19 protein-coding genes are annotated in these 25,209 nt (G+C 46.5%); 3 read left to right on the forward strand and 16 right to left on the reverse strand.

Annotation, left to right across the window (positions count from 1 at the left end):
- Positions 1 to 6: 6 nt before the first annotated feature.
- The 10 genes from QLH52_RS19600 to QLH52_RS19645 form a co-directional block, all read right to left on the reverse strand.
- Positions 7 to 870, reverse strand: coding sequence for an XrtA system polysaccharide deacetylase (locus QLH52_RS19600; RefSeq protein WP_319962664.1), 864 nt, complete (start codon positions 868 to 870; stop codon positions 7 to 9).
- 6 nt (positions 871 to 876) lie between these two features.
- Entirely contained in the window at positions 877 to 2,004 is a 1,128-nt protein-coding gene (gene wecB / locus QLH52_RS19605) for a non-hydrolyzing UDP-N-acetylglucosamine 2-epimerase (RefSeq protein WP_319962665.1), read from the reverse strand.
- A gap of 3 nt (positions 2,005 to 2,007) precedes the next feature.
- Positions 2,008 to 3,042, reverse strand: a complete 1,035-nt coding sequence (locus QLH52_RS19610) for an XrtA/PEP-CTERM system-associated ATPase (RefSeq protein WP_205451156.1) — start codon at positions 3,040 to 3,042, stop codon at positions 2,008 to 2,010.
- An 11-nt stretch (positions 3,043 to 3,053) separates the two neighbouring features.
- Positions 3,054 to 4,724 (reverse strand): TIGR03016 family PEP-CTERM system-associated outer membrane protein, encoded by a 1,671-nt coding sequence (locus QLH52_RS19615; protein ID WP_319962666.1) that lies wholly within the window; start codon positions 4,722 to 4,724, stop codon positions 3,054 to 3,056.
- Entirely contained in the window at positions 4,711 to 5,610 is a 900-nt protein-coding gene (locus QLH52_RS19620) for an XrtA-associated tyrosine autokinase (RefSeq protein WP_205451157.1), read from the reverse strand. The genes QLH52_RS19615 and QLH52_RS19620 overlap by 14 nt, the downstream gene beginning before the upstream one ends.
- A gap of 23 nt (positions 5,611 to 5,633) precedes the next feature.
- Entirely contained in the window at positions 5,634 to 7,181 is a 1,548-nt protein-coding gene (locus QLH52_RS19625) for an XrtA system polysaccharide chain length determinant (RefSeq protein ID WP_033155690.1), read from the reverse strand.
- Between the two features lie 76 nt (positions 7,182 to 7,257).
- On the reverse strand, positions 7,258 to 7,923 hold the full coding sequence (locus QLH52_RS19630) for a polysaccharide biosynthesis/export family protein (RefSeq protein ID WP_319962667.1): 666 nt from the start codon (positions 7,921 to 7,923) through the stop codon (positions 7,258 to 7,260).
- 33 nt (positions 7,924 to 7,956) lie between these two features.
- Positions 7,957 to 10,356 carry a tetratricopeptide repeat protein gene (locus tag QLH52_RS19635; RefSeq protein WP_319962668.1) on the reverse strand — a complete coding sequence of 800 codons (2,400 nt, stop codon included), beginning with the start codon at positions 10,354 to 10,356 and terminating at the stop codon, positions 7,957 to 7,959.
- An 80-nt stretch (positions 10,357 to 10,436) separates the two neighbouring features.
- Positions 10,437 to 11,174 carry a PEP-CTERM/exosortase system-associated acyltransferase gene (locus QLH52_RS19640; RefSeq protein ID WP_319962669.1) on the reverse strand — a complete coding sequence of 246 codons (738 nt, stop codon included), beginning with the start codon at positions 11,172 to 11,174 and terminating at the stop codon, positions 10,437 to 10,439.
- Between the two features lie 32 nt (positions 11,175 to 11,206).
- Positions 11,207 to 11,680, reverse strand: a complete 474-nt coding sequence (locus QLH52_RS19645) for a Crp/Fnr family transcriptional regulator (RefSeq protein WP_033155694.1) — start codon at positions 11,678 to 11,680, stop codon at positions 11,207 to 11,209.
- Between the two features lie 96 nt (positions 11,681 to 11,776).
- Between QLH52_RS19645 and prsK the strand changes: the two genes are divergently transcribed.
- Both prsK and prsR read left to right on the forward strand, forming a co-directional pair.
- Entirely contained in the window at positions 11,777 to 13,876 is a 2,100-nt protein-coding gene (gene prsK / locus QLH52_RS19650; RefSeq protein ID WP_319962670.1) for an XrtA/PEP-CTERM system histidine kinase PrsK, read from the forward strand.
- The gene (gene prsR / locus QLH52_RS19655; protein ID WP_171694500.1) at positions 13,863 to 15,239 is read left to right on the forward strand and encodes a PEP-CTERM-box response regulator transcription factor; all 1,377 of its coding nucleotides are present in this window, start codon (positions 13,863 to 13,865) and stop codon (positions 15,237 to 15,239) included. Before prsK ends, prsR begins: the two co-directional genes overlap by 14 nt.
- Positions 15,240 to 15,313: 74 nt before the next feature.
- On the opposite strand, the gene QLH52_RS19660 is transcribed toward prsR, so the two are convergent.
- The 5 genes from QLH52_RS19660 to QLH52_RS19680 form a co-directional block, all read right to left on the reverse strand.
- Entirely contained in the window at positions 15,314 to 16,084 is a 771-nt protein-coding gene (locus QLH52_RS19660; protein WP_319962671.1) for a PEP-CTERM/exosortase system-associated acyltransferase, read from the reverse strand.
- A 166-nt stretch (positions 16,085 to 16,250) separates the two neighbouring features.
- Complete coding sequence (locus QLH52_RS19665) at positions 16,251 to 19,562, reverse strand: transglutaminase family protein (RefSeq protein WP_319962672.1); 3,312 nt, start codon at positions 19,560 to 19,562, stop codon at positions 16,251 to 16,253.
- Complete coding sequence (locus QLH52_RS19670; RefSeq protein ID WP_319962673.1) at positions 19,559 to 20,812, reverse strand: hypothetical protein; 1,254 nt, start codon at positions 20,810 to 20,812, stop codon at positions 19,559 to 19,561. The genes QLH52_RS19665 and QLH52_RS19670 overlap by 4 nt, the downstream gene beginning before the upstream one ends.
- Before the next feature lie 100 nt (positions 20,813 to 20,912).
- Positions 20,913 to 21,857: an alpha-E domain-containing protein gene (locus tag QLH52_RS19675; RefSeq protein ID WP_033155700.1), complete on the reverse strand. Its 945-nt coding sequence runs from the start codon at positions 21,855 to 21,857 to the stop codon at positions 20,913 to 20,915.
- Positions 21,851 to 23,284, reverse strand: a complete 1,434-nt coding sequence (locus QLH52_RS19680) for a circularly permuted type 2 ATP-grasp protein (protein ID WP_319962674.1) — start codon at positions 23,282 to 23,284, stop codon at positions 21,851 to 21,853. Before QLH52_RS19680 ends, QLH52_RS19675 begins: the two co-directional genes overlap by 7 nt.
- Before the next feature lie 215 nt (positions 23,285 to 23,499).
- Between QLH52_RS19680 and QLH52_RS19685 the strand changes: the two genes are divergently transcribed.
- On the forward strand, positions 23,500 to 24,381 hold the full coding sequence (locus QLH52_RS19685) for a PfkB family carbohydrate kinase (RefSeq protein ID WP_319962675.1): 882 nt from the start codon (positions 23,500 to 23,502) through the stop codon (positions 24,379 to 24,381).
- A gap of 35 nt (positions 24,382 to 24,416) precedes the next feature.
- On the opposite strand, the gene QLH52_RS19690 is transcribed toward QLH52_RS19685, so the two are convergent.
- Positions 24,417 to 25,151: a DUF5765 domain-containing protein gene (locus QLH52_RS19690; protein ID WP_319962676.1), complete on the reverse strand. Its 735-nt coding sequence runs from the start codon at positions 25,149 to 25,151 to the stop codon at positions 24,417 to 24,419.
- Positions 25,152 to 25,209: the final 58 nt, after the last annotated feature.

Below are 25,209 nucleotides of genomic sequence, written 5' to 3' on the forward strand. Positions count from 1 at the left end.
GACTGACTATGATGATGTGTCTGTTTGTTTGCTTAGAAACACGCTCTGCATGGTATCCCAAGCAAAATCAGCAAGTAAGCTGTTAAGGCGATTTTCCATTCGACCCAGATTCAGATAATGTCTAAAGCGGGTTTTAAATGACAGATCATGCTGCCGCGGTTGCTCTGGATCTATTTCCCAAGGGTGAAAATAAAAAATGCCAGACTGGTTTTCGCATTTGTTGAGGTGGCGATAAGCCCATTTCGAAAATTGGTACGGATACAATCTAAAAAATCCGCCGCCGCCACAGGGAACATTACGATTCAGAATTTTTAATGTAGTAATCGGAATTTCCAACAGTTTCGGCGCGTTGCCCGGCCGATAGGCGAAGCGAGGAGCTCCCGGCATACCGTATAAATCATGCTTGACCGGGTAAATACTGGAACTGTACTGAAAGCCTTCATCCTCAAGGACTTCTAAGGCCCAAAGATTTTTGGCGCCAATTGAATAACTAGCCGCCCGATAACCCACAATTGGCTGATCACCAATATCTTCAAGAATCTGCCGGCTAATTCTAATGTCTTCCCGGAACTGCTCCGGTGTTTGTTCAGTTACCCGGGTGTGCTGATAACCGTGCGACGCGAGTTCATGCCCTTCATCGACAATCCGCTTAACCAACTGCGGGTAACGCTCAGCCACCCAGCCCAAGGTAAAAAACGTTGCTTTTACTTGATGTTGAGCAAACAAATCCAAAATTTTCTGGGTGTTCCGCTCTACCCGGTGAGGTAAAGCATCCCACTGATTACGCTGAATATTCGCCTCAAAAGCCGAGACCTGAAAATAATCCTCGACATCGACCGTCATGGCATTAACCCGCACAGGCAAATTCATACAGTTTTACCTTGCCAACTCATAACGACGCAGAATTTCATCGACGATGCGATCAGCCGCTTTACCGTCCCAATATTCCGGGACTCGACCACTCTTACCGCCAGTGTGCAAAATATCATCAACACATTGCATGATTTTGGCCGGATCGGTTCCCACAATAGTATTCGTTCCCTCGGTGATCGTGATCGGCCTTTCGGTATTTTCCCGCAAAGTCACACAAGGTACACCCAATGCGGTGGTTTCTTCCTGCAAGCCGCCGGAATCAGTCAAAACCAATTGGGCTGCTTGCATCAAACCAAGCATTTCCAGATATGCCACCGGCGGCAGCATAATCACTCGCTGTTGCGGCAATAATTGCAGCAAACCCGCTTCCGCAATTTTTTGCTGTGTGCGTGGGTGAACCGGGAATATTACAGGGAGTTTTTCACTAATATCACCCACTACCCGAACCAAGCGCTCCAGTGTTTCGGGGTCGTCAACATTAGAAGGTCGGTGTAATGTTAATAAGGCGTAAGCTTTTTCCGAAACAACCTGCTTAGAACCGTATCGCTGCAATGTTTCCGCCAAAGAAGAGGCTTGCTGGCAGTTAGCCAAAAGCGTGTCGATCATCACGTTCCCAGTAAAGCATATCCGCTGTTCTGCAATCCCCTCCCTTGTCAAATTATCCGCCGCCGCACGTTCCGTAGTGAATAGCAAGTCGGATAGCTGGTCGGTCAAAATCCGGTTAATCTCTTCCGGCATTTGCCGATCATAACTTCTTAAACCGGCTTCAACATGAATCAGTGGAATGTTCTTTTTCACTGCGACCAACCCGCAGGCGATGGTGGAATTGACGTCGCCGACAACCAATACCGCAAAAGGCTTAACATCATCCAAAACCGGCTCAAAGCGCAACATGACATTTGCAGTCTGCACGGCGTGACTGCCAGATCCGACCCCCAAATCTTTGTCCGGCTCCGGAATACCGAGCTGTTGAAAAAAAGTATCTTTCATGGCCTGGTCGTAATGCTGCCCGGTATGCACCAAATAAGGAGTGATCAAATGGCTAACAGCTTGCAACTGTCTAATAATGGGCGCCATTTTCATGAAATTAGGTCGCGCGCCAACCACGCAAACCAAGACTTTAGGGAACATTTTTTAATCCAGGGAGGTTGTTGTATCGCTGTATACGGCATCCATATCCAATTGCAGCAGAATAGCTTTTCTAAGCAACGCTTTTTCTTTATTCAGACTGTTTCGAAGATTAGTGACAACGTCTTCTAGCCTGGCAATCCGATGCTCAAGAGATTCTGAGTCAACACCACTGAAACGATGTAAAGGTGGCATGGAATTCTCATACTCCTCGTCAGCGGCTTCGAGTAACATTTCTTCCTTAACCTCGACAATCACTTTGGTGACCGCCTGCTCATCCAGCAGCTTCAACTCCTCCAAATAACCGAACAATAGCAGACGATCACACAAGGAATTAATGCGCCTAGGAATACCCCCGCTAAACTCATGAATCACCTCGAAAACACTGGGCGTAAACTCGGGAGTTCCCGTCCAACCGGCAGTTTGCAACCTAAAAAGTATATATTCTTTAGTCTCTTCCAAATCCAACGGATCAAGTTGAAATGTGGATACAATCCGTTGTTTCAGCTGCTCCATATCCGCGGAGTATATAGTACGTTTCAATTCGGTTTGCCCAACCAGAAACACCTGAAAAACGGGATTGCCGTTAACATCCAAATTGGTAAGCATGCGCAACTCTTCCAAGGACTGTTTAGGCAAATTTTGTGCTTCATCTACGATTAACAATAATCGCCTTCCCTCTCTGGCTTTTTCAGCGATAAATTTTTCGAATCCCGATAATAAACTAGCTTTATCCGTTAGGGAAAATGAAAAACCAAATGTCGATGCAGCCATCCGCAAGGTGTCTTCGGGACCTACTTGAGAAGTCATCATCACACCAATTAACAATTTCTCCTTATTCAAATTTTTTATCAAACTCTTTACCAGCATAGTTTTACCTGTGCCAGGTGAGCCGATAACAAGCACAAAGCCTTCACCTTGCGTCAAGCCGTAATGCATATAAGCTAAAGCACGCTTATGCACGGAGCTCTGGAAAAAGAAATCTGGGTCGGCGCTTAACTGAAAAGGCTTTTGGGTGAGATTATAAAATCCGTCGTACATGTAGTTTCTATTTAGAATCGTACGTTAAAATTGGCTGTCGCCCTGTTTTCAACATAACCGTTAAATTGAGACGAATCAGATATTTGATTTATATGTCGAAACTCGAGCCGAGTATCCATTAATAAGGGCCTCCCAAGATTAATCGGAATCCCCCTACTAACCCCCAAAGCAACATCATATCGAGAATTGCTGGTCAACTCTCCGTCGGTGTGCTGCCAAGACGGCCGCAAATAAAGATCCATTCTAGAAGCAAATTGCCATTGCCAACTACCCGTAACACCATATGACATGTCTTCTCCAGAACGAACCTCATATGTTCTACGTTCGTTAAATACCGAAGCGGTATAACTGCTCTTGCCCGTTTGGTACGAGAAAGAAAGATTTCCACGTTTTCTAATAATCACGTCGTTGACCAAATCAAACGGATTGAAAACTAATTGAGTATTGTTAAAATTGGGGCCTCGAATTAAAGATGATCTTCCAGTCACTGGATCAGTAGGGCCCGGCGTGAGAAATCCCTGAGCAATTAAATCTTGAGTATTAACCACCTGAGTCAAACTACCCGATGCATCCCGAAGAAAAAAACCCTGCTCAGCAAACAATTGCTGCTGTGTAGTTGTCTCCTGGGAATAATTGAATGCAATAGTGGCCTGCTTAGCTCGATAATTAAAGTTTGCATCCCAGGAATCGCCAGTATTTAACCCAACATCTTTATTACGATACGTAATAGTCGAACTGAGATTTTCCGATGGATTAAATTGCAACGTAGCATGCTTGTTATTACCAATACCGACCTCAAGCGAATACCACTTGCTTGGCGTCCATTGGCCACCTACAGTATAAAAAAAACCATTACTTATGCTGTTGGCCGAGGTCTGAAAATCGTTATTTTCAAACCCCGCTTGCCCGAAAAGGTTGAATTTGTTATTGATATAATACCGGGCATTACCTTGATATTGTTCAAATCGAACATCTTGACCGACAACCCTACTCTGTTCTTGCGACGAATAATTTAATCCCCAATTAATTCTATTAAAATAACTGCCGCTGGACAATCTAGCCTGGCGCGTAATAGTATCTGAATCAGACACTAAACTCGACAACTGCGGAGTGACCGCAGATCCATTTAAATTCTCAAAGGAAGACTTACTATAACCGACTTTAGCTAAACCCGTTGCAAACTGGCCAAAACGAGGCGTCCAATAGGGTGAAATACTAAATGTCTTTACTTCAGTCCGCCCTCCGTTCCCAGAAATATTATCAGTCGTAACAAAGGAATTACTAATATTTTGCTGACTAATTGAGCTTGCAGTTTCCAGAAAAAGAGTATTACGAACAGCTTGATACAAAGAATTCATATTAAGCTGATGATTTACATCTATAGCATCTCTACCACCCGCATTATAGAGACCTTGCATACGATAATTTAAATTGAAATTACTCCACGGAGAATTCCCATACAACGAAACTCCAGGACTAATCTCGGTGACAAAACCGCTCTTTTTGTTATTTTCAGAAAGCGCCAAATTATCAGAAAATATTTCACTCGCCGACAAACTCGGACTAAATCTCCAATCTAGCGCCATTGCGACGCTAGAATGTAAAACCATGCCAACACTTAAACCAGAAAGCAAGGTAGCTAGAGATAAACCGGAAAGACGATTACTGTCACAAATGTCCATATTTCCCATAACTATAATTGTGACCGTATATATCTATCTCTTTTCTTGTTTTGTTCAGAAGAGTCATAACAACATCGCAATTACTAAGCTTCGCAACCGACTCATTAACCACGCTCTGAGGGGTTACTTCCGCCGCAATCACCAGCACTACTTGCCCTACAAGTTCCGCAAGTATTTGGGCTTGAGTAGCAACTAACAAGGGAGGTGAATCAAAAATCACAATTCGATCTTTGTATCGCCGACTCACTTCTTCCGCGAACAAATACATCCGTTGACTTGATAACAACTCTGTTGAGTATTTATGTCTTTTACCCGCTGTAATTAAACTAAGATTTGGAAGATCTGTTTTTAACAAAATATCTGAAAAAGTTACTTTATCATCTTCTAAATACTCTATTAAGCCTCGAGGGCTATTAATCCCCAATTGTTTTGATATACTTGGCTTTTCCACGTCAGCATCTATAAGCAAAACTTTTTTATCTCTTTCGTTAGCAATACTCAAAGCCAAATTAATTGAAACAAATGTCTTACCTTCCCCAGGCAAACTACTGCAAATAAGAATTAAATTAGAACGATTAATACCATTATTTTCTGCGCCCTGTATATTGTTTACCAAAGGCCTCTTAATAACTCTAAATTCTTCAGCTAGCTGAGATTTTGCGTTATTATTATCTATAAAACCGTTTTCCGCTAAACTAGCCCAATCAACAACAACCTGCTGTTCGGGCGAAAATGCGCCGGAAGATTCTCGCAACCCAGTCGATTCTAAATTGGTTTCACTGAAACCCCTATCAGGTTTAGCTGTGGTAGCCGACTCTTGACTATTATTTTCCACAACTAACCCCTGGCTCCCTGCCTTTTTCAGCGCATTCTCTATAATGCTCATATGTTTACCTGTTTAATACGACTTTACTTGAGTATCTCAAATATCATGATACCGATATAACCACTTAGCAATATTGCAAAAGTCGAAATAAGTAACCAGTCAATATTATTAGTTTGACTTATGCCTTGTGAGGTAAGAGACACACTACCTAAGGATGGTAGGCCGGTCACAATCCTTACTTGTCTCGTTGACATGAACACTGGCCGTATAAAATAAACCAAAAACGCGACACCAAATCCTAAAATAACCCCAACCAAAAGCGCGAAAGAATAAAATAATTTTCTATTAGGTGAGCTAGGCTTGTTGGGCTTACTAGGGGGATCAGCAATTTTAAATTTCAAACGAGATGTCTGGTCATCAACGCGTTCGGTAATATGAGCCTGTTCACGCCGATCCAGCAACTCGGCGTACTTGCCGCTTATCGTTTCATAGTCCCGGTTAAGATTTTTCATTTCCGTTTCTATGGTCAATCTTTCATTCAAACCTTCTTCAAGTTTTGCTATCCTGTTTCGAATTGACTCAACCAAAGTTTGACTAGAAGCAACTTCAGCCTGAGCATTGTCAAACCCCATTTTTAACGCCTGAACATAGGGATTCGCCATTTTCTCTGCACCAATACTTTCGGAAAGCCCTGCCTGTATATCTCCATTGACTTGCGACTGACTCGTCTTAGCTTGGTTCTCTTGAGTTTTCAGCGTGTCAATCAACTTATCGATTTCAATTATTTCCGGATGGCGTTCGGTATATTTAAGCAACAATTCAGTGCGCTTATCTTTCAGAGATTCTATCCTTGCATTATCCGCAGATACTTCCTGAGTGGATGTCGGTAGACCCCAGTCTTCCTCAGACTCTTGGATTTCAGCAACCTGCTCCGCTAAAACATTTCGTCGAGAAATAGCTTGCTCTAGAGCCGTGTTGGCATCTAGATACTGCTCCTTCATTTTCTGCAAACTCTGAAATTGATCTGAGCCGTTAAGTAAATCAATGTTTGCGCGTTTAAATTCTTCTTTCGCTTTTTCAGCATCTTGCAGCCTAATCTCGTATTCTCGTATCTGCTGTTCGATGAAACGTTGCGCATCACTCGCGTCAGCCAATGCTTTGCCCTCTGTTTGTTCAGAAAACACTGTAAGAACAGCCTGGACCACACTCTTCGCAACTTCAGGATCTTGTGAGGTATAAGCAATATCGAATATATCTCCTCTGCCTCCTGCAATTGTTATGTCCTTCTTAAGTTTCTCAATCAATTCCGTAGCAGATCCTGAGCTATCCTGCGATCTACTTAGCTGAGATAGCGAAATAATTTTTTCAAGATTAGGTCTCGTAAACATTAGCTGCTGGATTATTCTGATCAGCGCAGATATATCAGGCTCTATAACCATACCTCTCATGAGAGGCCTAATCACTGTAGCTGAATCAATATGAACTTTGGCTTTCGATTCAAATTTATCAGGCATCATAAAAATGTACGCCCAAGCAGCTGAACAAACAACCAAAGCGAAAACGATGGCAAGGCGCTTGTACTTTAAAGTACCTTTCAAATAAAAATAAACTTCGGAAAGATCTTGCTGCATATTAACTAGCCGTTGTTTTCAATCTAAAATTAATGGACATACTACCTACAGAAAAAGTCTACCGTCTTACAAACACTTAAAAATACGCATCGGGAATAATTAAAATGTCCCCAGGCATCATCAAGACATTAGCTGACAAATCTGTATCATCAATGAGGTCGTCAATCCTTACGCCAAACGGCTTCAATTCTCCATTCACATCCCTGATAACACTGGCTCTATTACCATCAGCATATTGGTTCAGACCAATTTGAATAATAACATCCAATAGCGTCATTCCCCTCTCGTATGGAATAGATTTACCCTGGTAACGTCCTACGCCACCACCACCAGCTCCACCACTGGCTCCACCACCGCCACCGCCAATTCTCCCAATGACCCTGATTTGCTGAGTGCTAATCCCTTTGAATCCGCTAACCATAACAACCACCTGTGGACTTTTTATATAAGTCGAAAGCACCTTCTCAATGTCCCGAGCAAGTTCAAATGGCGTTTTACCACTAGCCAACAATTCTTCTACTAAAGGAACAGTTATCTTTCCATCCGGACGCACTGGCGCTGATGTAGATAACTCTGGGTTGCCCCAAACAAAAATATTGACACTATCGCCAGGCCCTATCTGATAAGTATAGTCAGCAGTCTGTTGCATATCCTCAAGTAAAGGCTGGGAACACCCAACAATACTAGAAACAAGGGCAGAAGCTATCAAAAAATACAACAATTTTTTTTTAAATATCGGCATAATCATAATCTAAGTAGTTACCCAATTACCTGCTCAATTCTCTATTTCTTCAAGGATCTTTTTTGCGTTATCTTTACCGTAAAAATTTCGCTTCTGTTTTTCAGACAAACTAATAGATTGTTTAAGCTCACTTATCGCAGTCGCTTTATTACCAGCATTCATGTGCGCAACTCCTAAGTGATATCTAAACTCAGGCAGTTTAGGCTCTTTTAGAATCAAAGACTGTAATAACTTAAGCCCCTCCTCATTACTACCAGCTTTAATTAATGCCCAAGCGTATGTGTCTTGAAAATAAGAATTCTCGGAATCTTTAAATACTTTTGCCAACTCCATTCCTTTACTAATCTCATCGTGACTGTTTGACTCTATCAATAACGAGGCCAAATTGTTAATAGCTAAGTTATTATCGGGATTCTTATCGAGTACGGCTTTATACACCCTGATTGCATTTTCCTTTTCGTTTAATTGTTCATACAAAGCAGCTAGAGCCATAGCTAACTGAGGATCATTTGGATTGACTTCCAATCCTCGCAAGTACACATCTTTGGCTGAAGAAATATTTTTATTCATCATTGCCTCAACCCTTGCTAGAGCGAGATAAATCGATGCTGCTTTTGGAGTATGTTTAAGCTGATCCGTCAGCACTTTTTTGGTTTTTACAAAATCATTATTTGCAATGTATATATCACTCAGTACGCCGACAGTATTTAATTGATCAGGATACTTTACATGCAGCTTTTCCAAATACGCAACAGCATTCTCTCTTTGCCCAAGAGCCTCGTAAGATTTGACTAAATTAATCAAAGAATTTAAATGATTAGGATACTGTTGTATCAACTTGTCATACAAGCTAATTGCCTCAGCATACTTACCTTTACCCTGTAAAACATTGGCTTGAAGATATATAGGCATCGCCTTATCTTTAGAAAAAAGTGCTAGCCGTTGAATAGACTCTTGGGCGCCATCCCACTTTTTCTCTAAAATATCCAACTCAGCCTTACTAGTAAGTAATAAAATGTCGTTTTGCTTTAGCGATAACGCCTTTTCAAGATATTGCCTAGCATTTTCATTTTGCCCGGCCTGTACGTAGTTACTATATACACGAGAAAAGGCAGCCAAATTTGCTGGATTAACTTCTAACGCCTGTTTAAAACTTTTCTCAGCCTGTTTCCGATCTTGTTTTATTAAATAAGCATCACCTAACAAAGAATAAACGTCGTCTACATTAGTTTTGTTCCATACAAGTTTATTAAGGAACTCAATAGCTTCATCCGTTTTATTTTGAGCCAGCAAAAAACGACCTTTAAGCAAATTTGCCTGAATCAATTCCGAATTAATACTAAGAATATCTTTTAAAGAGCTCTCTACAGCACTAAACTGCTTTTCCGTTAGCGCAATTTCCGCAAGAATGACTTGGGCTGACAAGCCTGCTTCGTTGTTCTTTTCTAGCTGAACAACTTGTTCTAACCCTTCCTTACCAGTTTCAGCATATCCTGACGCAACCATCCATTTCGAGAGCTCTAACAACACCTTAGGTTGCCCTTGATGGCGGTTAAGCATAGCCTTGTACTCAGGAATCACTCGATCTTTAGCACGAGCATTTAAAAATTCGAACAAAACTATTTCAGGCTCGACTTTATCATTTGATTTTTCGACCATTTCCCTCAATAGTCTCTCCGCCTCCTCAAGCTTATCAGTCATCGAGTAAATGGAAGCCAAGCTCAGCTTAAAGTTACCGGCATCTGGGTATAACTGAATAAGCTCCTGATAACCTTTTATTACGCTATCTATGTTATTCAGCCCTGCATCCAGTTTTATCTTAAATAAGCGCAAAGAAAGGTTTGCGGGCTGTACTCCCAATGCCTTATTTACTGCCCCCAAAGCTTGATCTATTTCATTTTTTTCAGCAAATAGAGCAGCTTGCAATGACAAAGCCTCAACATTATCCGGGCTATCTTTTAAAACAAAATCAACTATTTCTGCTGCTTGATCTTTTTTCAACTGCTTAATATAAACCGATGCCTTGATCATTTTTGCATCAATATTGCTTGAGTCACTTGTCAAAACTGACTCCGCTTGCTCCAATGCTTTCTCCAAATCTCCAAAAACAATATCGAGCTTACCTAGTTTTATTTTTGCGGAAGTCAAACTTGGCTCTAATTCTAAGGCCCTAATCAGGTTTTGCCGCATCGACTTGAAATTATTATTTTTTTCGTCCAATAGGGCCATATACAAATAGGTCTCACCAAACTTATCGCTGCTTTGACTGGCTGTCTTCAACTCAAGCAAGGCCTTATCAAATTCCCCTTTTTCAAAAAGCTCCTTACCTTTTTGCAAATGACTCCGAGCAGATTCCTCCGGCGAGGAACATGCCGCTGTTTGCAATAAAAACGTACATGCGAGAACTACGGAACTGATTATTTTTCTTTTCATCCTATTACCAAAACCCCAATATTTTATTTGACTACTTACTAATCGCCTAGAAATATATAATTACATTCGATCCCGCCATATTAATTAACAATATTTTCTTTTATCCAGGAATATAACTCTAGCAAATCGGGATGCATATTTTCTAAAACAGCCTGAGTAGTAATGAAATAAGGTGCTCGTATACCATGATAGTCAATATCCTTACCAACTCGTTGAAAATCTATACCTGACCGATGCATCAGCCGCGGCAAGAACGGCTCCATCATCGCAAACACATTTGTACGTCCATCAACCTCTGTTAGGACTGTGGCGGCAAAAAAACAAGCAACTGCTATTGACGAAAAAGTCCTCTGCTCTTGAGGCGAAAACTGTAAGCCGTTAATTTCACCGAAGCGGGTTAGAGTCTCGCCGGTACGTCTACGAAACGCCCCATCCACAGCTAATCTTGATATTTCGCATACTGTATTTCTTTGTAGCTTTAAATCATCTATAAGCTTGCTGTCTAAACTAGCTCCACAGTATTTTTCTAACGGCAATGGCTTATTCTGTCGTTCCCCGATAGCAGGAACCATTCTTACACAACCAGCAGGGATACCAGTTTGCAAATGCGTAATCAAACAGTGGCGGGAATATTGATCGTATTCGTCTACTTCAAGGCGATTAGCAAAACGTTCAACAGGTTCATATTTAAACTCTTCACAATAAACACGGTACCTTACTTGAAAAACAAATTCCTTCTGAGCATCGCTTTCAGCGAGCCCCACCTTGAAATAACGGCTAAAACTTTCTGCCAGTGATAACTTAGGCCCCACATCCATCTTGCCCTCTCATTTTCACAAGCATCATCCAGCTACAAATATTTATCGATGTCATGCGCTTTAATTCCCCACGCCAGTAAATGCTCTATTCGATCATTTGCCAATCCCAAACGATTAGACATAGCTTGAAACAAGCCCTTCAAAAATAAATAACCCTGCACCGGATGATCGTCCAAATAAACGCTCAACATATCACTACGAACTTCAAGTAGACACACATCAGTCAATGAAACAACAGAGGCCGTTCTCTCCCTGGGCTCGTACAAACAGACATCCCCAAATACCGCCCCAGCATCTAAATCACAGAGACCTGGACTTATTCTACGATTCCCATCCAGCTCTGCACCGCCCAACACTCTAACAACACCTTCTTCTATGAGAAATAATGTATTTCCTTGCTGGCCTTTTTTTACGATGGTCTCACCCGCATTTAGGCGATATCGTTTCCAGCCGGAACCGTCAGAGAATTGCGCATTAGCTAGTACGTCACTAAATAATTCTTTCATGTCAGCCTGAATCTGCAAAGTAATGATCCTGCCTACTGCTTATAAGGTCGTATAATGATTATACGTATTGAAAAAACACTTAAACATCGACGCTAAATGCAAAGCTACATTTATTACAGCTACTTAAGCGCAACCATCGCTTATGGTTTTTTACTTTTATACGCTTGCTTTAGGAAAAACTGGCATCTGCCTTTCATAATAGCAGTTTTGTGCTCGTTAGCATGGTGCACAAGCGTGATAATCGCCACAAAAAATAGCCATTTCTTCTTCGCTGACACGCTACCGTACGAAACTCTCCGGAATGCATCTTGGTTTCTTCAACTTGGAACGCTGCTGTCCAAACAAATATACAACGATCACAAGCAAATATTTAAGTCGAACGTTAGCGTAGTCGTTACCCTGATTCTAATGCTGGTTTTAGGTATCGAGATCTTCCCTGGCAGCCTAACCCTAATCCGAGAACATCTAAACGTCGATCCTCGTTTCACATCGCACGTTGTATCCGCTGTATTTGGCCTCATCCTGGTTGAGCAGCTTTATCGCAGCACCCCCCTGAAGCAAAGGTGGAATCTCAAATTTCTGTGTATAAGCCTTGGCTCGCTATTCGCATTCGATTTGCTCGTTTACAGCAAATCACTGCTATTCAACAGCCTGGACTTCGAGCTCTGGCAGTCACGAGGTGCAATTAACGCACTCATGACACCACTTTTAGCAGTCACATTGACCCGACTAAAGCTTAACAGCCAAAGTACGGAACTGACAACACCTCGCAAAACTATTTTTTACTCAACGATTCTCCTCGGTTGCGGCATCTATTTAATCCTTATGTCGTTTGCCGGTTTTTATATCAAACGCGCAAATACCGAATGGGGTGAGGCTGCACAAACTCTGTTTATTTTTCTCGCCATTCTCCTGCTGATTATCCCGTTTACATCTGGAAAAATACGAGCGATCTCCAAGGTGTATTTTAGTAAGCACTTTTTCCACTACAGCTACGATTACCGCGAAGAGTGGCTCAAAATCAGCAAATCATTGGCAAAACTTGAGTCGCTTGAGGAACTGAAAGGATTCATCATAACTACTTTAACGGACCTAGTAGAAAGCGCAGGAGGCGGTTTGTGGTTAAAAAACGATCAAGGCCATTTTTTTCTAGCTGCAGAACAAAACCTCAAACTCACTCCGCAAGAAATTGAATATCTCCACAACATCGGCGACCTGCCTCAATATTTAGCGAACAAGCAATGGGTCATCGATTTTTTCGAACTGGCTCATGCTCCGGAAGTATACGACGACATAGATCTATCGCCGTGGTGCTACGAAGATAGCCAAGTATGGCTGATAGTGCCGCTATTTCACCTAAACAAACTTGAAGCTTTTGTCGTGTTAACGCAGGCGCGCGCGCCACGAAAGCTTGACTGGGAAGACCACGATCTTTTAAAAACTGTGGGAATGCAACTTGCCAACGCCCTCGCTCTCAACCGGACAAGTGAAGAACTCGCCAATAATCGTCAATTTGAAACTTATCACCGCCTTTCAGCATATTTGGTACATGACCTCAAAAATCTGGTGGCCCAGATCTCCCTGATCGTAAAAAATGCGGAAAAGCATAAACATAACCCGGACTTCTTCGACGATACCATAGACACACTAAATAATGTGGTCAAAAAAATGCACCATATTGTCGAACAGTTAAAACAAGGCGAGACCAACACAACCACAGCCAATACCTTCATCAATTTGGTGGAATTGGTTAAAAACATCGCGCAACAACATCTCGGCACTCCGGCGTTGCAGATGGACACAACACTCAGCGAGTGCTTCGTGACGGCCGACAAAATCAAACTGACCAATATCTTGACGAATTTAGTTCAAAACGCCCAAGACGCCATAGCGACAAGCGATGGATGGGTTAAGCTTGAATTAACAAAAAACCAAGACTATGCTGTCATCAGAATTATCGATAACGGTATAGGTATGGACCAACAGTTCATTGCGGAACGCCTATTCAAGCCGTTCGATACGACAAAAGGCAATGCCGGAATGGGCATCGGCGCCTACGAAGCCCGCGATTACATTCTAAAGCAGTCTGGAAATATCCGGGTCGATAGCAATCTAGGCCAAGGCACTGCTTTCACCATTCAATTACCACTAGCTCAGCGAGTTTCCGCAAATCAAGGAAATAATGATCACTTCTAAAGTACTGTTAGTTATCGAGGACGACCTAGGCTTACAAAAACAACTGAAATGGGCCTTCGAGCAATACGAAGTAGTAATAGCAAGTAATAGAGACGAAGCAATAGCTGCACTTAGACGATATACGCCAAGCGTCGTTACCTTGGATCTTGGTTTACCGCCCGACCCCACCAACGCCACTGAAGGACTCGCCACTCTCAAGGAAATTCTCGCATTAGCACCGGCCACCAAGATAATCGTGGTAACCGGCAATGATGATCGCGCAAATGCGATTCATGCAGTAGCCTTAGGTGCTTATGACTTTTATCAAAAGCCGGTAGACCCGGACGTCTTGGGCCTGATTATAGAAAGAGCGTTTCAACTCGACGCATTGGAGCGCGACTACCAAATATTGCAGCAACAAAAGCCCCTGACCGGCGTGATCGCCACCAGTCCGCAAATGCAGGCGGTCATGCGGATGATTGAAAAAATTGCACCGACTCAAGCAACCGTTTTACTAATCGGCGAAAGCGGCACCGGTAAAGAGCTATTGGCAAAAGCCTTACATCGCCTGAGCACACGCGCCTCACAACCGTTTGTAGCGGTAAACTGCGCGGCCATACCAGAAACATTGTTAGAGAGTGAATTATTTGGCTACGAGAAAGGTGCATTCACCGGCGCAGTCGCGCAAACCAAAGGCAAAATCGAATATGCGCAGGGCGGCACATTCTTTTTAGACGAAATCGGCGACCTCCCTTTTGCCTTGCAAGCAAAATTGCTGCGATTTATCCAGGAACGGGTCATAGAACGGTTAGGGGGTAGAAAGGAAATTGCCGTGGATGTGCGCATTATATGTGCAACACATCGCCATTTACCCGACCTCATTGCGCAAGGTAATTTCCGGGGCGACTTATATTACAGGCTCAGTGAGATCGTCGTTGACATTCCCCCACTACGCGAACGCGAAGGCGACATTATTACGATAGCTAATGCTTTGCTACAGCGCTATTGCCGCGAAAACAACTCCAAAGAAAAACATTTTTCCCACGACGCCGCTCGTGCTCTTGAAGCTTATAACTGGCCTGGCAACATTCGGGAGATGGAGAACAAAATCAAACGTGCGGTCATTTTATCCGACAACAATTTCGTCACCGCCGAAGAGCTGGAAATTGGTACCGATAGCGACAAGTCTATGCCGCTGAATCTCAAATCGGTACGAGAAGCGGCAGAAACGATCGCCATCAAACGCGCACTGACCTACGCAGACAATAACATATCCGAAGCAGCTAAATTATTAGGTGTTACCAGGCCAACCTTGTACGGTTTATTTGAAAAATACGGACTGCAAGCTTTGCTGCGTAATCATACTGATGAACACCAGGATTGACACAGAAGGCCTACCAGCGAGAACGGTTGATAATTGCAGGCTAGGGTTTTACGCGGCGGATTTAAACGGATAAATCAGATTCTCGACACATAAGAAATAACGCCGATTTGCTTTACCTGGCGCCCCCTCATATCGACAGGAACGTCAGTTGCAATATCCGAATATAAGCGAAAATCGTGTCGGTAACCCTCAAACCATAAAGAGTTTTCCAGCACTTGCTTTGTATTCAAATAATACAGCAGACGTGCACTTTGACGACTAGCATCGCCCAGTTGCTGTATATCTAAGCCTTGTTTCTTAATACTGTACGCCAGTGCCGAATTGGCTAACATATACCAATGTTTAATGCCCTGCTGGACGGAATAAACCGCCGCGGCTCGATACAGCCCCCACATTATGTCTCTATTGATATTGCGGTAATCGTGCAGAAAACTAATTTTGCGATTTTCTTCAGCTACCTCTACAGCCGAGTTTCTAAAAGCAAAGCGCCTTGCTTCCTTAATAACGCATAGCCTGGAAATTTCAACGGAATTTTTGTATCTGCCGTTTGGTAGCCGTTGATGTGAACTACTGCTTTCTTGAAACGGAAAAACGTGACCTTTGGGCATGACCATCCTCAGCCCGCCCAACCACTGCTGAGTATATTTATGCCTGACTAAAAAATGAACTGCGCTTTTATCCCATTCATCGATTTCTTGCTGCGCCGGAAACTGCTCCGTATCGTCAAAGCCCATTTCATCGCAATAAACCCGGTATCTGAGTTGATAATGAATTTTTTTACTTTCCGGCGTATCAGCTAAAAATACCTCGAAACAATGATCGAAAGACTGCTTCTGTCGATTCAAGATACACCCCACCCTATAAACAAATATTCATAACAAGTTCAAATAGCTATAGCCACTTTGTCTCGTTCCGCAGGTAAGGATGGTATAGCAAATCGAGTCAATTTCAAGCTAAATTGTAAAAAAAACCGACACTCGCTGATTAGGTTTTTTAATTTCCTCGTTCTATCTAGCTCGCATTCCAACGTAAATCCAGAGTAAACGGATAGTCTTTATTGAACTCCTCACTCGGTAATTCCAACACGGTATCTGTTGGTGTATGCCCGTGCTGCCAAAAACGACTAACCCTGCGTCCTTCAGCCTCGTAAGCGTTGACTGGCAGCGTGTCGTAGTTGCGGCCGCCGGGGTGAGAGACATGATATGTGCAACCACCGATAGACCGACCGTTCCAGGTATCAACCAAATCGAATACCAGTGGGGCCTGCACGCCGATAGAGGGATGCAAGGCCGACGGCGGGTTCCAGGCCCGATAACGGATACCCGCCACCAGCTCTCCTTGCTTGCCGGTGGCCTTTAACGGCACCCTGCGACCATTACAGGTTAAGGCATAGCGTTCACCCATCGCCCCACTCAGCGACACCTGCAAGCGTTCCACCGAGGAATCGACATAACGGGCGGTGCCGCTGCTGGTGATTTCTTCGCCTAACACGTGCCAAGGCTCAATAGCCTGATACAGATCCAATTGCAGATCGTTAACCCGCAGACTACCGATTCTAGGAAACCGGAATTCCAAAAACGGCGCGAACCATTCCGTCTTGAATTCATAACCCGCAGCTTGCAGATCGCGCGCCACATCGTAAATATCGCTGGCAATGAAATGCGGCAACATAAACCGGTCATGCAATTGCGTCCCCCAGCGCACCAAAGGCTTCTTGTAGGGCTCGCGCCAAAACCAAGCTACCAGGGTTCGCAGCAACAGCATTTGCATCAAACTCATTCGTGCGTGCGGCGGCATTTCGAACGCACGCAACTCCAGGAGCCCAAGCCGTCCGGCATCGGTACCCGGCGCATACAGTTTGTCGATACAAAACTCGCTGCGATGTGTATTGCCGGTCATGTCCACCAACAAATTGCGGAACAGCCTATCGACCAGCCACGGCGCGGCCACTTCGCCCTCCGGCATCTGTTGAAAGGCAATTTCCAGCTCGTACAGGCTGTCATTGCGCGCTTCATCGACGCGCGGCGCCTGGCTGGTTGGACCAATAAACAAGCCGGAAAACAAATAGGACAAGGCTGGGTGATGCTGCCAATACGTGACCAAGCTGCGCAACAAATCCGGTCGCCGCAAAATCGGACTATCGGCGGGTGTAATGCCGCCCAAGGTCACATGATTACCGCCACCGGTCCCGGTATGCCGGCCATCCAGCATGAATTTCTCGGTGCCGAGCCGGGTCAACCGGGCCAACTCGTACAAAGTAGTGGTGTTGTGCATCAGCTCTTTCCAACTGGCGGCAGGATGAATATTCACCTCTATCACGCCAGGATCGGGCGTCACCGGCAAACGGGTCAGACGCAAATCGTGGGGCGGCTGATACCCCTCTATTACCACCGGCATTTTCAAAGCCGCTGCCGTAGCTTCCACCGACGCGATAATGTCCAGGTAGTGTTCCAACTCGGTCGTGGGCGGCACAAATACAAATAAACGACCTTCACGGGCCTGAACCGACAAAGCGGTATGCGGCACCCATTCCGGATCATGCGGCCTCTCATCGTCGGCGGCGTCCATTTCGGTCGGATGTAGTCCCTGCTTGGCCATTTGACTGTAACGACGGCTAACTTCCGAATCAATATCACCCAGAGGTTCCACCGGTTCGTACAAGCTACGTTCATGGGGGTGATCGCGCTTTTCGAACGGCACCCAAGGCAAACTGTTCAGAGGTAAACGCAAACCCATCGCCGAATCGCCAGGCACCAGGAACATCGCCCCACGCCGGAATTCCCAAGCACTGCTGTTCCAAGAGCCGGCCTGATAGCTCCAATGCAGCGGCAACACATAGCCGACCGGCGCGCCGAGATCCTCGCTGAGCAATTTGGCCAAGCGCTGACGCTCTAAGTCGTCTTTCAAATCGACTTGCAAAGGATCCAGGTTTTTCGGTACCAATCCCTCCTGTAACAGGTAGTAAAGAGGATCTTCGAAACCCGGCAGAATGAACTCGCCGGCCACGCCCAGCCGTTTCACCAAATCACGGATAAATGCATCCGCATGCTTGAGATCGAATCCATAATCACGGGTCTCATCCGCCAATAAAGCCGGATTTTTCCAAATCGGTTTGCCGTCCTTGCGCCAGAAACACGCCAACTGCCAGCGCGGCAACGGCTCGCCGGGATACCATTTGCCCTGGCCGAAATACAATAGCCCGCCCGGCGCAAAGCTGTCGCGCAAACGTCTGACCAATTTTCCGGCCAACTTACGCTTTTCCTCGCCGTCAGCATCGGTATTCCATTCCGGCGCATCCATGTTATCGATGGACACAAAAGTCGGCTCGCCGCCCATGGTTAAGCGCACATCACCCGCTTTCAGCTCGGCATCAACCTTTTCGCCCAGACGTTCAATGTCTGACCATTGCCTATCGGTATAAGGTTTGGTAACCCTGGGATCTTCATGGATGCGGCTGACACGATTGGAAAAATCGAAGGTAGTCTCGGCCTTGCCGATAAAGCCGCCGCTGACCGGCGCCGCACTGACATAATCGGCAGTACAGGCTAAGGGAATATGACCCTCTCCGGCAAACAGTCCGGACGTCGGATCCATACCTATCCAGCCGGCGCCGGGAATATATACCTCGGCCCAGGCGTGCAGATCGGTGAAATCGTGATCGGTACCCGACGGCCCGTCCAGCGATTTCACATCCGCCACCAGCTGCACCAAATACCCCGATACAAAGCGTGCGGCCAAACCCATGTGCCGCAATACCTGCACCAGTAACCAACCGGAATCTCGACAGGAACCCAACTTTTTTTCCAGGGTTTCCTCGCAACTTTGCACGCCCGGTTCCATGCGGATTGCATAGTTGACGACCTGGTTCACGGCTTGATTGATGCCTACAAGAAAATCGACGATGCCTTGCTTATCCCGCTTCAAGCCGGCCAAAAAGCCTTTGAGCAAAGGCCCCTGCTCGCGAACCTCCAGGTAAGGCGCCAGCTCCTTGGCCAATTGCTCAGGATAAGCAAACGGATAATATTCCGCGTATTCCTCCAGAAAAAAATCAAAGGGATTGATTACCGTCATGTCAGCGATCAAATCCACTTCTATCGAAAATTCGGTGGTTTTTTCCGGAAACACCAAGCGCGCCAGATAATTGCCAAACGGATCCTGCTGCCAGTTGATGAAGTGCTTATCCGGCTTGATGGTCAGTGAATAGGCACTGACCGCCGTCCGCGAATGAGAAGCCGGCCTCAGCCGCAGCACATGCGGCGTCAACTGGACCGGATGATCGTAGTGGTAACTGGTTTTGTGGTTAATCGCGACTCTGATACTCATGCTGACACCGGACTGGCTGCTTCACTCTCTGCCTGCAACAAGCGTAGATTTTCCTCTACCCCAGCGGCATGCGTTAATTCAGCAACGTTCTGCTTGGTGAAAAAACCGTCGAAATTACCGAAACGCTGGACGTATTCCACGATCAACGACGAATGCTCGGAAGCACTGGAAAAAATCTGTTTCAAACCTTCCTCACGCGATCCGATGACATCCAGCAGAAAGTCCTTACCTCTGGCCCGGATAGCCTGCACTACATAATCGATATTGGCTAGACCATTGATCTCGCCGTCCGCGACTTCCAAAGCCACATGATGCAAGCGCGGGCCATAGTTACGCACGAAACTCTCGGTCGGCGAAGGCAAGCCCACCAAATGATTAACAAAATACGGGTGGTTTGCGGCAGTAAATACTTTGGCCGGACTAATGCGTTCCTCGGGATAATGAATGCTTTTGGTCACGTTGGTCGAAGAATTCTGATTGGCAATATCGTAGGACCCCCAATAGTAATAACTGGAGAGCGTCAAATATTCCAAAATCGCCACTTCCCGATTCTGGCTGTAAACCCGGGTAGCTAAATGATCGATGGGGCGGATCAGTTTATCCAGCCCTAATTCTTCCTGAATTTCCTTGGCTTGCAGATAGCCGCGATTCACTTCGTCGAGAATGATGCTGTTTCCCAAGGCATATACTCTGATGTCCTCCGGCGGCCTTTCCCAGTAAGCAACGATGTTGTGAGTATACGGCGAGGGTTTGACGATGGCCATATTCCCCGGCAATTCCAGTTTGCGAATTTGATCCTGGTTAAAAAAGCGGATTTCCCTGGCTTTTTGCTGCTCGACCACTTCGTGCAAATTGCTGACCCGGAAAATTTCGCCCATATAGCGCGAGTTAGGCTTGTGGGCACCAATCGGATACACCTCGTTCAGACTGCGGAAAATGTCAGCCCGACCGGGTGCACGCACTTCCCGCACCAACAAGTCCGGCGAATTCATATCGATCCGTAACACATGGGTCCAATGACTTTCGGACTCCAAGGTAACCAGATAGTGGTAAGGCGTCATCAAGGCCAATTCGCTGACATAGGCCGCCGAACAGCCTGGCTCCACCGTCAACATTAACGCATCGATTTCGCGGATCATTTCGGTCAGGCCGGTTCGATCCCGGTTTTCCAGCAACTTGACCAGAAACTCGTCAAACCAGGGCGAATTGGCCTTGTCGCCCTGTTTGGGGTGGATCAGTGAATTTATCATCCGTTTTCCTCTAACTCTATTTGTCCGCCAGGCTGAATCGCCAAAATTTTGCTTAAACAGTCGGTGCAGCAATTACTTACAGCACTGTTTACGCAAGGACTTATTCCGGCCCATTAAGAAAGGCTCGCTGAATTTCAACGCCGAGCGCGTTGTTGCGCAAAATGAAATCCTGCAAAAACTGATGCAAGCCCGTCTTAAAAATGTCGGCCATCCGCCCGTAATGCAGCCGCGCATGATTTTCGCCGGCCAAGCGCAGACACTCCCGGCCCCGCTGCCGACACAGTTGCTCCAGGATAGGCGCTAGTTCGTCGTAACAGGCATGCAAGGAGCGCGGCATGTCGTCGCGTAACACCAATAGCTCGGCCACTTTCCAAGGCTCAATGGTATCTCTAAACACTTTTTGATAGGCCTCGAATGCAGACACCGAACGCAGCAAGGAACTCCATTCGTAATAATCGACCTGGCCCTCGGGAGCTTCCACGGCCGGCAACAGCAATTGATACTTGGCATCCAGGAGTCGAGCGGTATTGTCAGCCCGTTCGACAAAGCTGCCCAAACGCACAAACTTGTAACTGTCATCGCGCAACATGGTGCCGAAGGTAACACCGCGAAACAGGTGCGAACGCGATTTCACCCAATCGCAAAATTCGCTGATCTCTGCTTCTCGTAAACCTTGTCGAATCCGTTGCCTAAGTTCCAACCATAAGGCATTGACGGTCTCCCACATTTCCGAAGACATCGCCACTCGCACGGCACGCGCATTTTCGCGCGCCGAGTTAAGAGCACTGACGATGCTGGACGGGTTACGCTCATCCAAAGCCATGAACTGAATCACATTGACCGCAGTGTAGCCGGAGTAGTTTTTCTCGAAAGCCTCGATATCGTCGGCAATCTGCACCGGGGGTTTCCAGCGTGCGGCTTCGTCGTAGGCGCTATTGGCGACCAGTGACATCCGATAAGTGACGTCCAGCACCCGCGCCATATTCTCGGCGCGCTCGATATAACGGGCCATCCAGTAAAGATGGTCGGCGGTGCGGCTTAGCATGTTGAGTCTCCGTGCAATACCCAAGTGTCCTTAGTGCCGCCGCCCTGCGAGGAGTTCACCACCAGTGAACCTTCCCGCATCGCTACTCGGCATAAGCCTCCCGGCACCAGCGTGGTGGTTTTACCGGACAGTACAAACGGCCTTAAATCGACGTGCCTTGGGGCCACGCCTTGTTCCACCAAGGTTGGACAAGTCGATAAAGCCAGAGTCGGTTGGGCGATGTAATTGTCAGGTTCGGCCAAAATCCGCGCCCGAAAATCCTCGATCTGCTGTTTGGATGAGGTCGGCCCCACCAGCATGCCATAACCGCCGGAACCCTGCACTTCCTTGACCACCAGTTCCTCCAGATGCTCTAACACATATTTCAAATCGTCGGGATTTTCCAGTTTATACGTGGGCACATTGGACAAAATAGGCTCCTCACCCAGATAAAAACGCACCATCTCGGGCACATAGGTATAAGTAGCTTTGTCGTCTGCCACTCCCGTGCCAATCGCGTTAGCCAGCGTGACGCCCCCATTGCGATACACCGAGACCAAGCCCGGCACACCGAGCATCGAATCTTCGCGAAACGCCAGCGGATCGAGAAAATCGTCGTCTATGCGCCGATAAATCACGTCAATGCGCTTTGGGCCTTCCGTGGTGCGCATGAACACTCCGTTGTCCTTGCAAAACAAGTCCTGGCCCTCTACCAGTTCTATACCCATTTGCTGCGCTAGAAACGCATGTTCGAAATACGCACTGTTATAGGCGCCAGGAGTCAACAACACCACAGTCGGATCGTAAACACCCGGCTGCGCCACCGCCCGCAAATTGTTCAATAGCACCTGCGGATAATGCTCGACCGGCGCTACCGCATAACGGCGGAACAGTTCCGGAAACAGACGCATCATCATCTTGCGGTCTTCCAGCATATAGGAAACCCCGGACGGTGTGCGCAGATTGTCTTCCAGCACATAAAATTCGTTCTCGGCGGTACGCACTATGTCGACGCCGGCGATATGCGCATAAATCCCACCGGGCACGTCCACGCCCTGCATTTCCGGCCGATACATCTCGTTTTCCAGAATGCTGGCGGGGACGATACCGGCTTTGATGATTTCCTGATCGTGATACAGATCGTTCAAAAACGCATTCAGCGCCGTGACCCGCTGAATCACGCCAGCCGACAACACCCGCCATTCCGTCGCGGCCAGAATCCGCGGCACCACATCAAATGGAATCAAGCGCTCGGCACCCGCCTCGTCGCCGTAGACATTAAAAGTAATGCCCACCCGCCGAAACAGCATTTCCGCTTCGCGGGACTTTTGCATCAACTGGGCGTGATCGGTACTGCTCAACCACTTCGCGAAGGGTTGATACAGCCGCCGGACGCTACCGGTTGAGGTACGCATTTCATCGAAAAAAGTATTTATATTCATGACCATCTTTCAGCAATCCACATGCCAATCTTATTAATGTCTATTTATCAAAAAGTTAAATCGCCGCCACATCATCCAAACTGCTTTACGCACCACATCAGTGCAGCACACATCGGTAAGTGCCCTGAAAACGACCATAGCCGTTCAAACGCCATTGTCATTTCCGCAGGCGTTGATTATTGTGATCGCTCTAAACCAGCAATTGCGGCGAGGCCAGACAGATGCAGACAGCTTTTTTCACGATATTCGGTGAAGTACTATTCGACAATTTTCCGGACGGCAGCCGAATCCTCGGTGGCGCACCGTTTAATGTCGCCTGGCATTTGCAAGCTTTGGGCCGGCCAGCCCTGTTTGTCAGCCGTGTAGGTGAAGATGACGCAGGCCGCGAGATCCTCGCGGCCATGCAAAGTACCGGTATGACGCGATCTGCCATGCAGATCGACGCTACGCATCCAACCGGCAGCGTAGCGGTCAGCATAACAGACGGGCAACCCAGCTACCGGATTCTGGACCAGCAAGCTTACGACTACATTGAAGCAAAGGCGTTCCATCATGCCCCCAAACAGGGCTTGCTCTATCATGGCAGCCTGGCTTTACGAAACCCGGTTTCCAGACAAACATTGCTTGATATGCAACAGAACTGGAGTGGCCTGGTGTTTCTGGATGTCAATCTGCGCGCGCCCTGGTGGCAAGCGGATGAGGTCTTGGGATGGATCGCTGGCGCGGATTGGTTGAAACTGAACGATGACGAGTTGGAATTATTGCTGCCTGACCAGCAGAGCATAGACACCAAAATGCGTCTATTGCAGCAGACGTATCATTTAAAAGGCGTGGTGCTTACGCGCGGCAGTCAAGGCGCGCTGGCGTTGAATTCGTCGGGGGAATTATTCAGTATCGCCCCCGAAGGCCACATTGAAATAGTCGATACGGTTGGCGCCGGCGATGCGTTTGCATCAGTATTGTTATTGGGGATTGCCGAAAACTGGCCTATGCCTGTGATGCTAAAACGGGCGCAGGATTTTGCGTCGGCGTTGGTAGGTCAGCGCGGCGCTACCGTCGCCGACCCAGCGTTTTATCAAGGATTTATTGAAGCCTGGCGATAGCAGAGTCGCAATGTCATTTGCCTCTGCGGCACTGATCAAGACTGTTGTCTGGCAGGCACGCCGTCTGACCAATCGTCAGACTGGGCAGAGAAAAACTTTTTAAATGGCGGCATGAAACTGGCGGTGATCGGGATCGAATAAAAACAATACATCGCCGCCGCCTCGCCAGTACTGACGCCGAACAGCCATTGCGGCATGAACAGAGTCATCATCGCCCCGAAGCAATGATAGGTACCAATCCGCCAATTGTTTTTCCAAACAAACGCACTGAAAGCCAGGGCAAACAAAGAGCCATGGGTCACCAGCAAACCAAAGGCGCTAGAAATCGCATAACCGATGTGGTATATGCCCATGAACAGACAGGAGTTCATCCGGCCGATAAAGTTAGGATCTATGTCAAACAGTTGCCAGTCGTTCGGCAAGCGGGTCAAAATCAAAAACAAACCGCTCAAAGAGCTGCCGACAATAAAGGCTTTCTTCAAGGCTTTAGGGTCCGACGAATACGTCGCCAAAGCCGGCATGATCGCAAAGGCTTGCAGGCTGATATGCACCGACGACAATTCGCTTAGAAAAAGATTGGTGCCGTAGCCGCACTGGTCCGCCACCGGATAGGCGAAAAATTGAATGAACTCCATCAAGGAAAAATGGAAGATGGCATAGGCACGGGCCAATCTGACCCAAAAGGTTTCGTCTTTATCCAAAAAAGTCACACTCGCTGCGACCAGGCCTGCTACGCCCAATCCCAGCGACATATTGGCGCTAAAACACATGGTTAATCCGTCATTTAAATTTTTAGAAGCGGCGCGTACCTTATCGCAGTCGCCGGTT

Origin of the sequence: Methylomonas defluvii (assembly GCF_033949435.1) — a bacterium.
GTDB lineage: Bacteria > Pseudomonadota > Gammaproteobacteria > Methylococcales > Methylomonadaceae > Methylomonas > Methylomonas defluvii.

Excerpts from the sequence above, each read along its gene's own strand:
- QLH52_RS19600 (WP_319962664.1), bottom strand. The coding sequence starts at position 870 with ATGAATTTGCCTGTGCGGGTTAATGCCATGACGGTCGATGTCGAGGAT.
- wecB (WP_319962665.1), bottom strand. The coding sequence starts at position 2,004 with ATGTTCCCTAAAGTCTTGGTTTGCGTGGTTGGCGCGCGACCTAATTTC.
- QLH52_RS19610 (WP_205451156.1), bottom strand. The coding sequence starts at position 3,042 with ATGTACGACGGATTTTATAATCTCACCCAAAAGCCTTTTCAGTTAAGC.
- QLH52_RS19615 (WP_319962666.1), bottom strand. The coding sequence starts at position 4,724 with ATGGACATTTGTGACAGTAATCGTCTTTCCGGTTTATCTCTAGCTACC.
- QLH52_RS19620 (WP_205451157.1), bottom strand. The coding sequence starts at position 5,610 with ATGAGCATTATAGAGAATGCGCTGAAAAAGGCAGGGAGCCAGGGGTTA.
- QLH52_RS19625 (WP_033155690.1), bottom strand. The coding sequence starts at position 7,181 with ATGCAGCAAGATCTTTCCGAAGTTTATTTTTATTTGAAAGGTACTTTA.
- QLH52_RS19630 (WP_319962667.1), bottom strand. The coding sequence starts at position 7,923 with ATGCCGATATTTAAAAAAAAATTGTTGTATTTTTTGATAGCTTCTGCC.
- QLH52_RS19635 (WP_319962668.1), bottom strand. The coding sequence starts at position 10,356 with ATGAAAAGAAAAATAATCAGTTCCGTAGTTCTCGCATGTACGTTTTTA.
- QLH52_RS19640 (WP_319962669.1), bottom strand. The coding sequence starts at position 11,174 with ATGGATGTGGGGCCTAAGTTATCACTGGCAGAAAGTTTTAGCCGTTAT.
- QLH52_RS19645 (WP_033155694.1), bottom strand. The coding sequence starts at position 11,680 with ATGAAAGAATTATTTAGTGACGTACTAGCTAATGCGCAATTCTCTGAC.
- prsK (WP_319962670.1), top strand. The coding sequence starts at position 11,777 with ATGCAAAGCTACATTTATTACAGCTACTTAAGCGCAACCATCGCTTAT.
- prsR (WP_171694500.1), top strand. The coding sequence starts at position 13,863 with ATGATCACTTCTAAAGTACTGTTAGTTATCGAGGACGACCTAGGCTTA.
- QLH52_RS19665 (WP_319962672.1), bottom strand. The coding sequence starts at position 19,562 with ATGAGTATCAGAGTCGCGATTAACCACAAAACCAGTTACCACTACGAT.
- QLH52_RS19670 (WP_319962673.1), bottom strand. The coding sequence starts at position 20,812 with ATGATAAATTCACTGATCCACCCCAAACAGGGCGACAAGGCCAATTCG.
- QLH52_RS19675 (WP_033155700.1), bottom strand. The coding sequence starts at position 21,857 with ATGCTAAGCCGCACCGCCGACCATCTTTACTGGATGGCCCGTTATATC.
- QLH52_RS19680 (WP_319962674.1), bottom strand. The coding sequence starts at position 23,284 with ATGGTCATGAATATAAATACTTTTTTCGATGAAATGCGTACCTCAACC.
- QLH52_RS19685 (WP_319962675.1), top strand. The coding sequence starts at position 23,500 with ATGCAGACAGCTTTTTTCACGATATTCGGTGAAGTACTATTCGACAAT.
- QLH52_RS19690 (WP_319962676.1), bottom strand. The coding sequence starts at position 25,151 with ATGTGTTTTAGCGCCAATATGTCGCTGGGATTGGGCGTAGCAGGCCTG.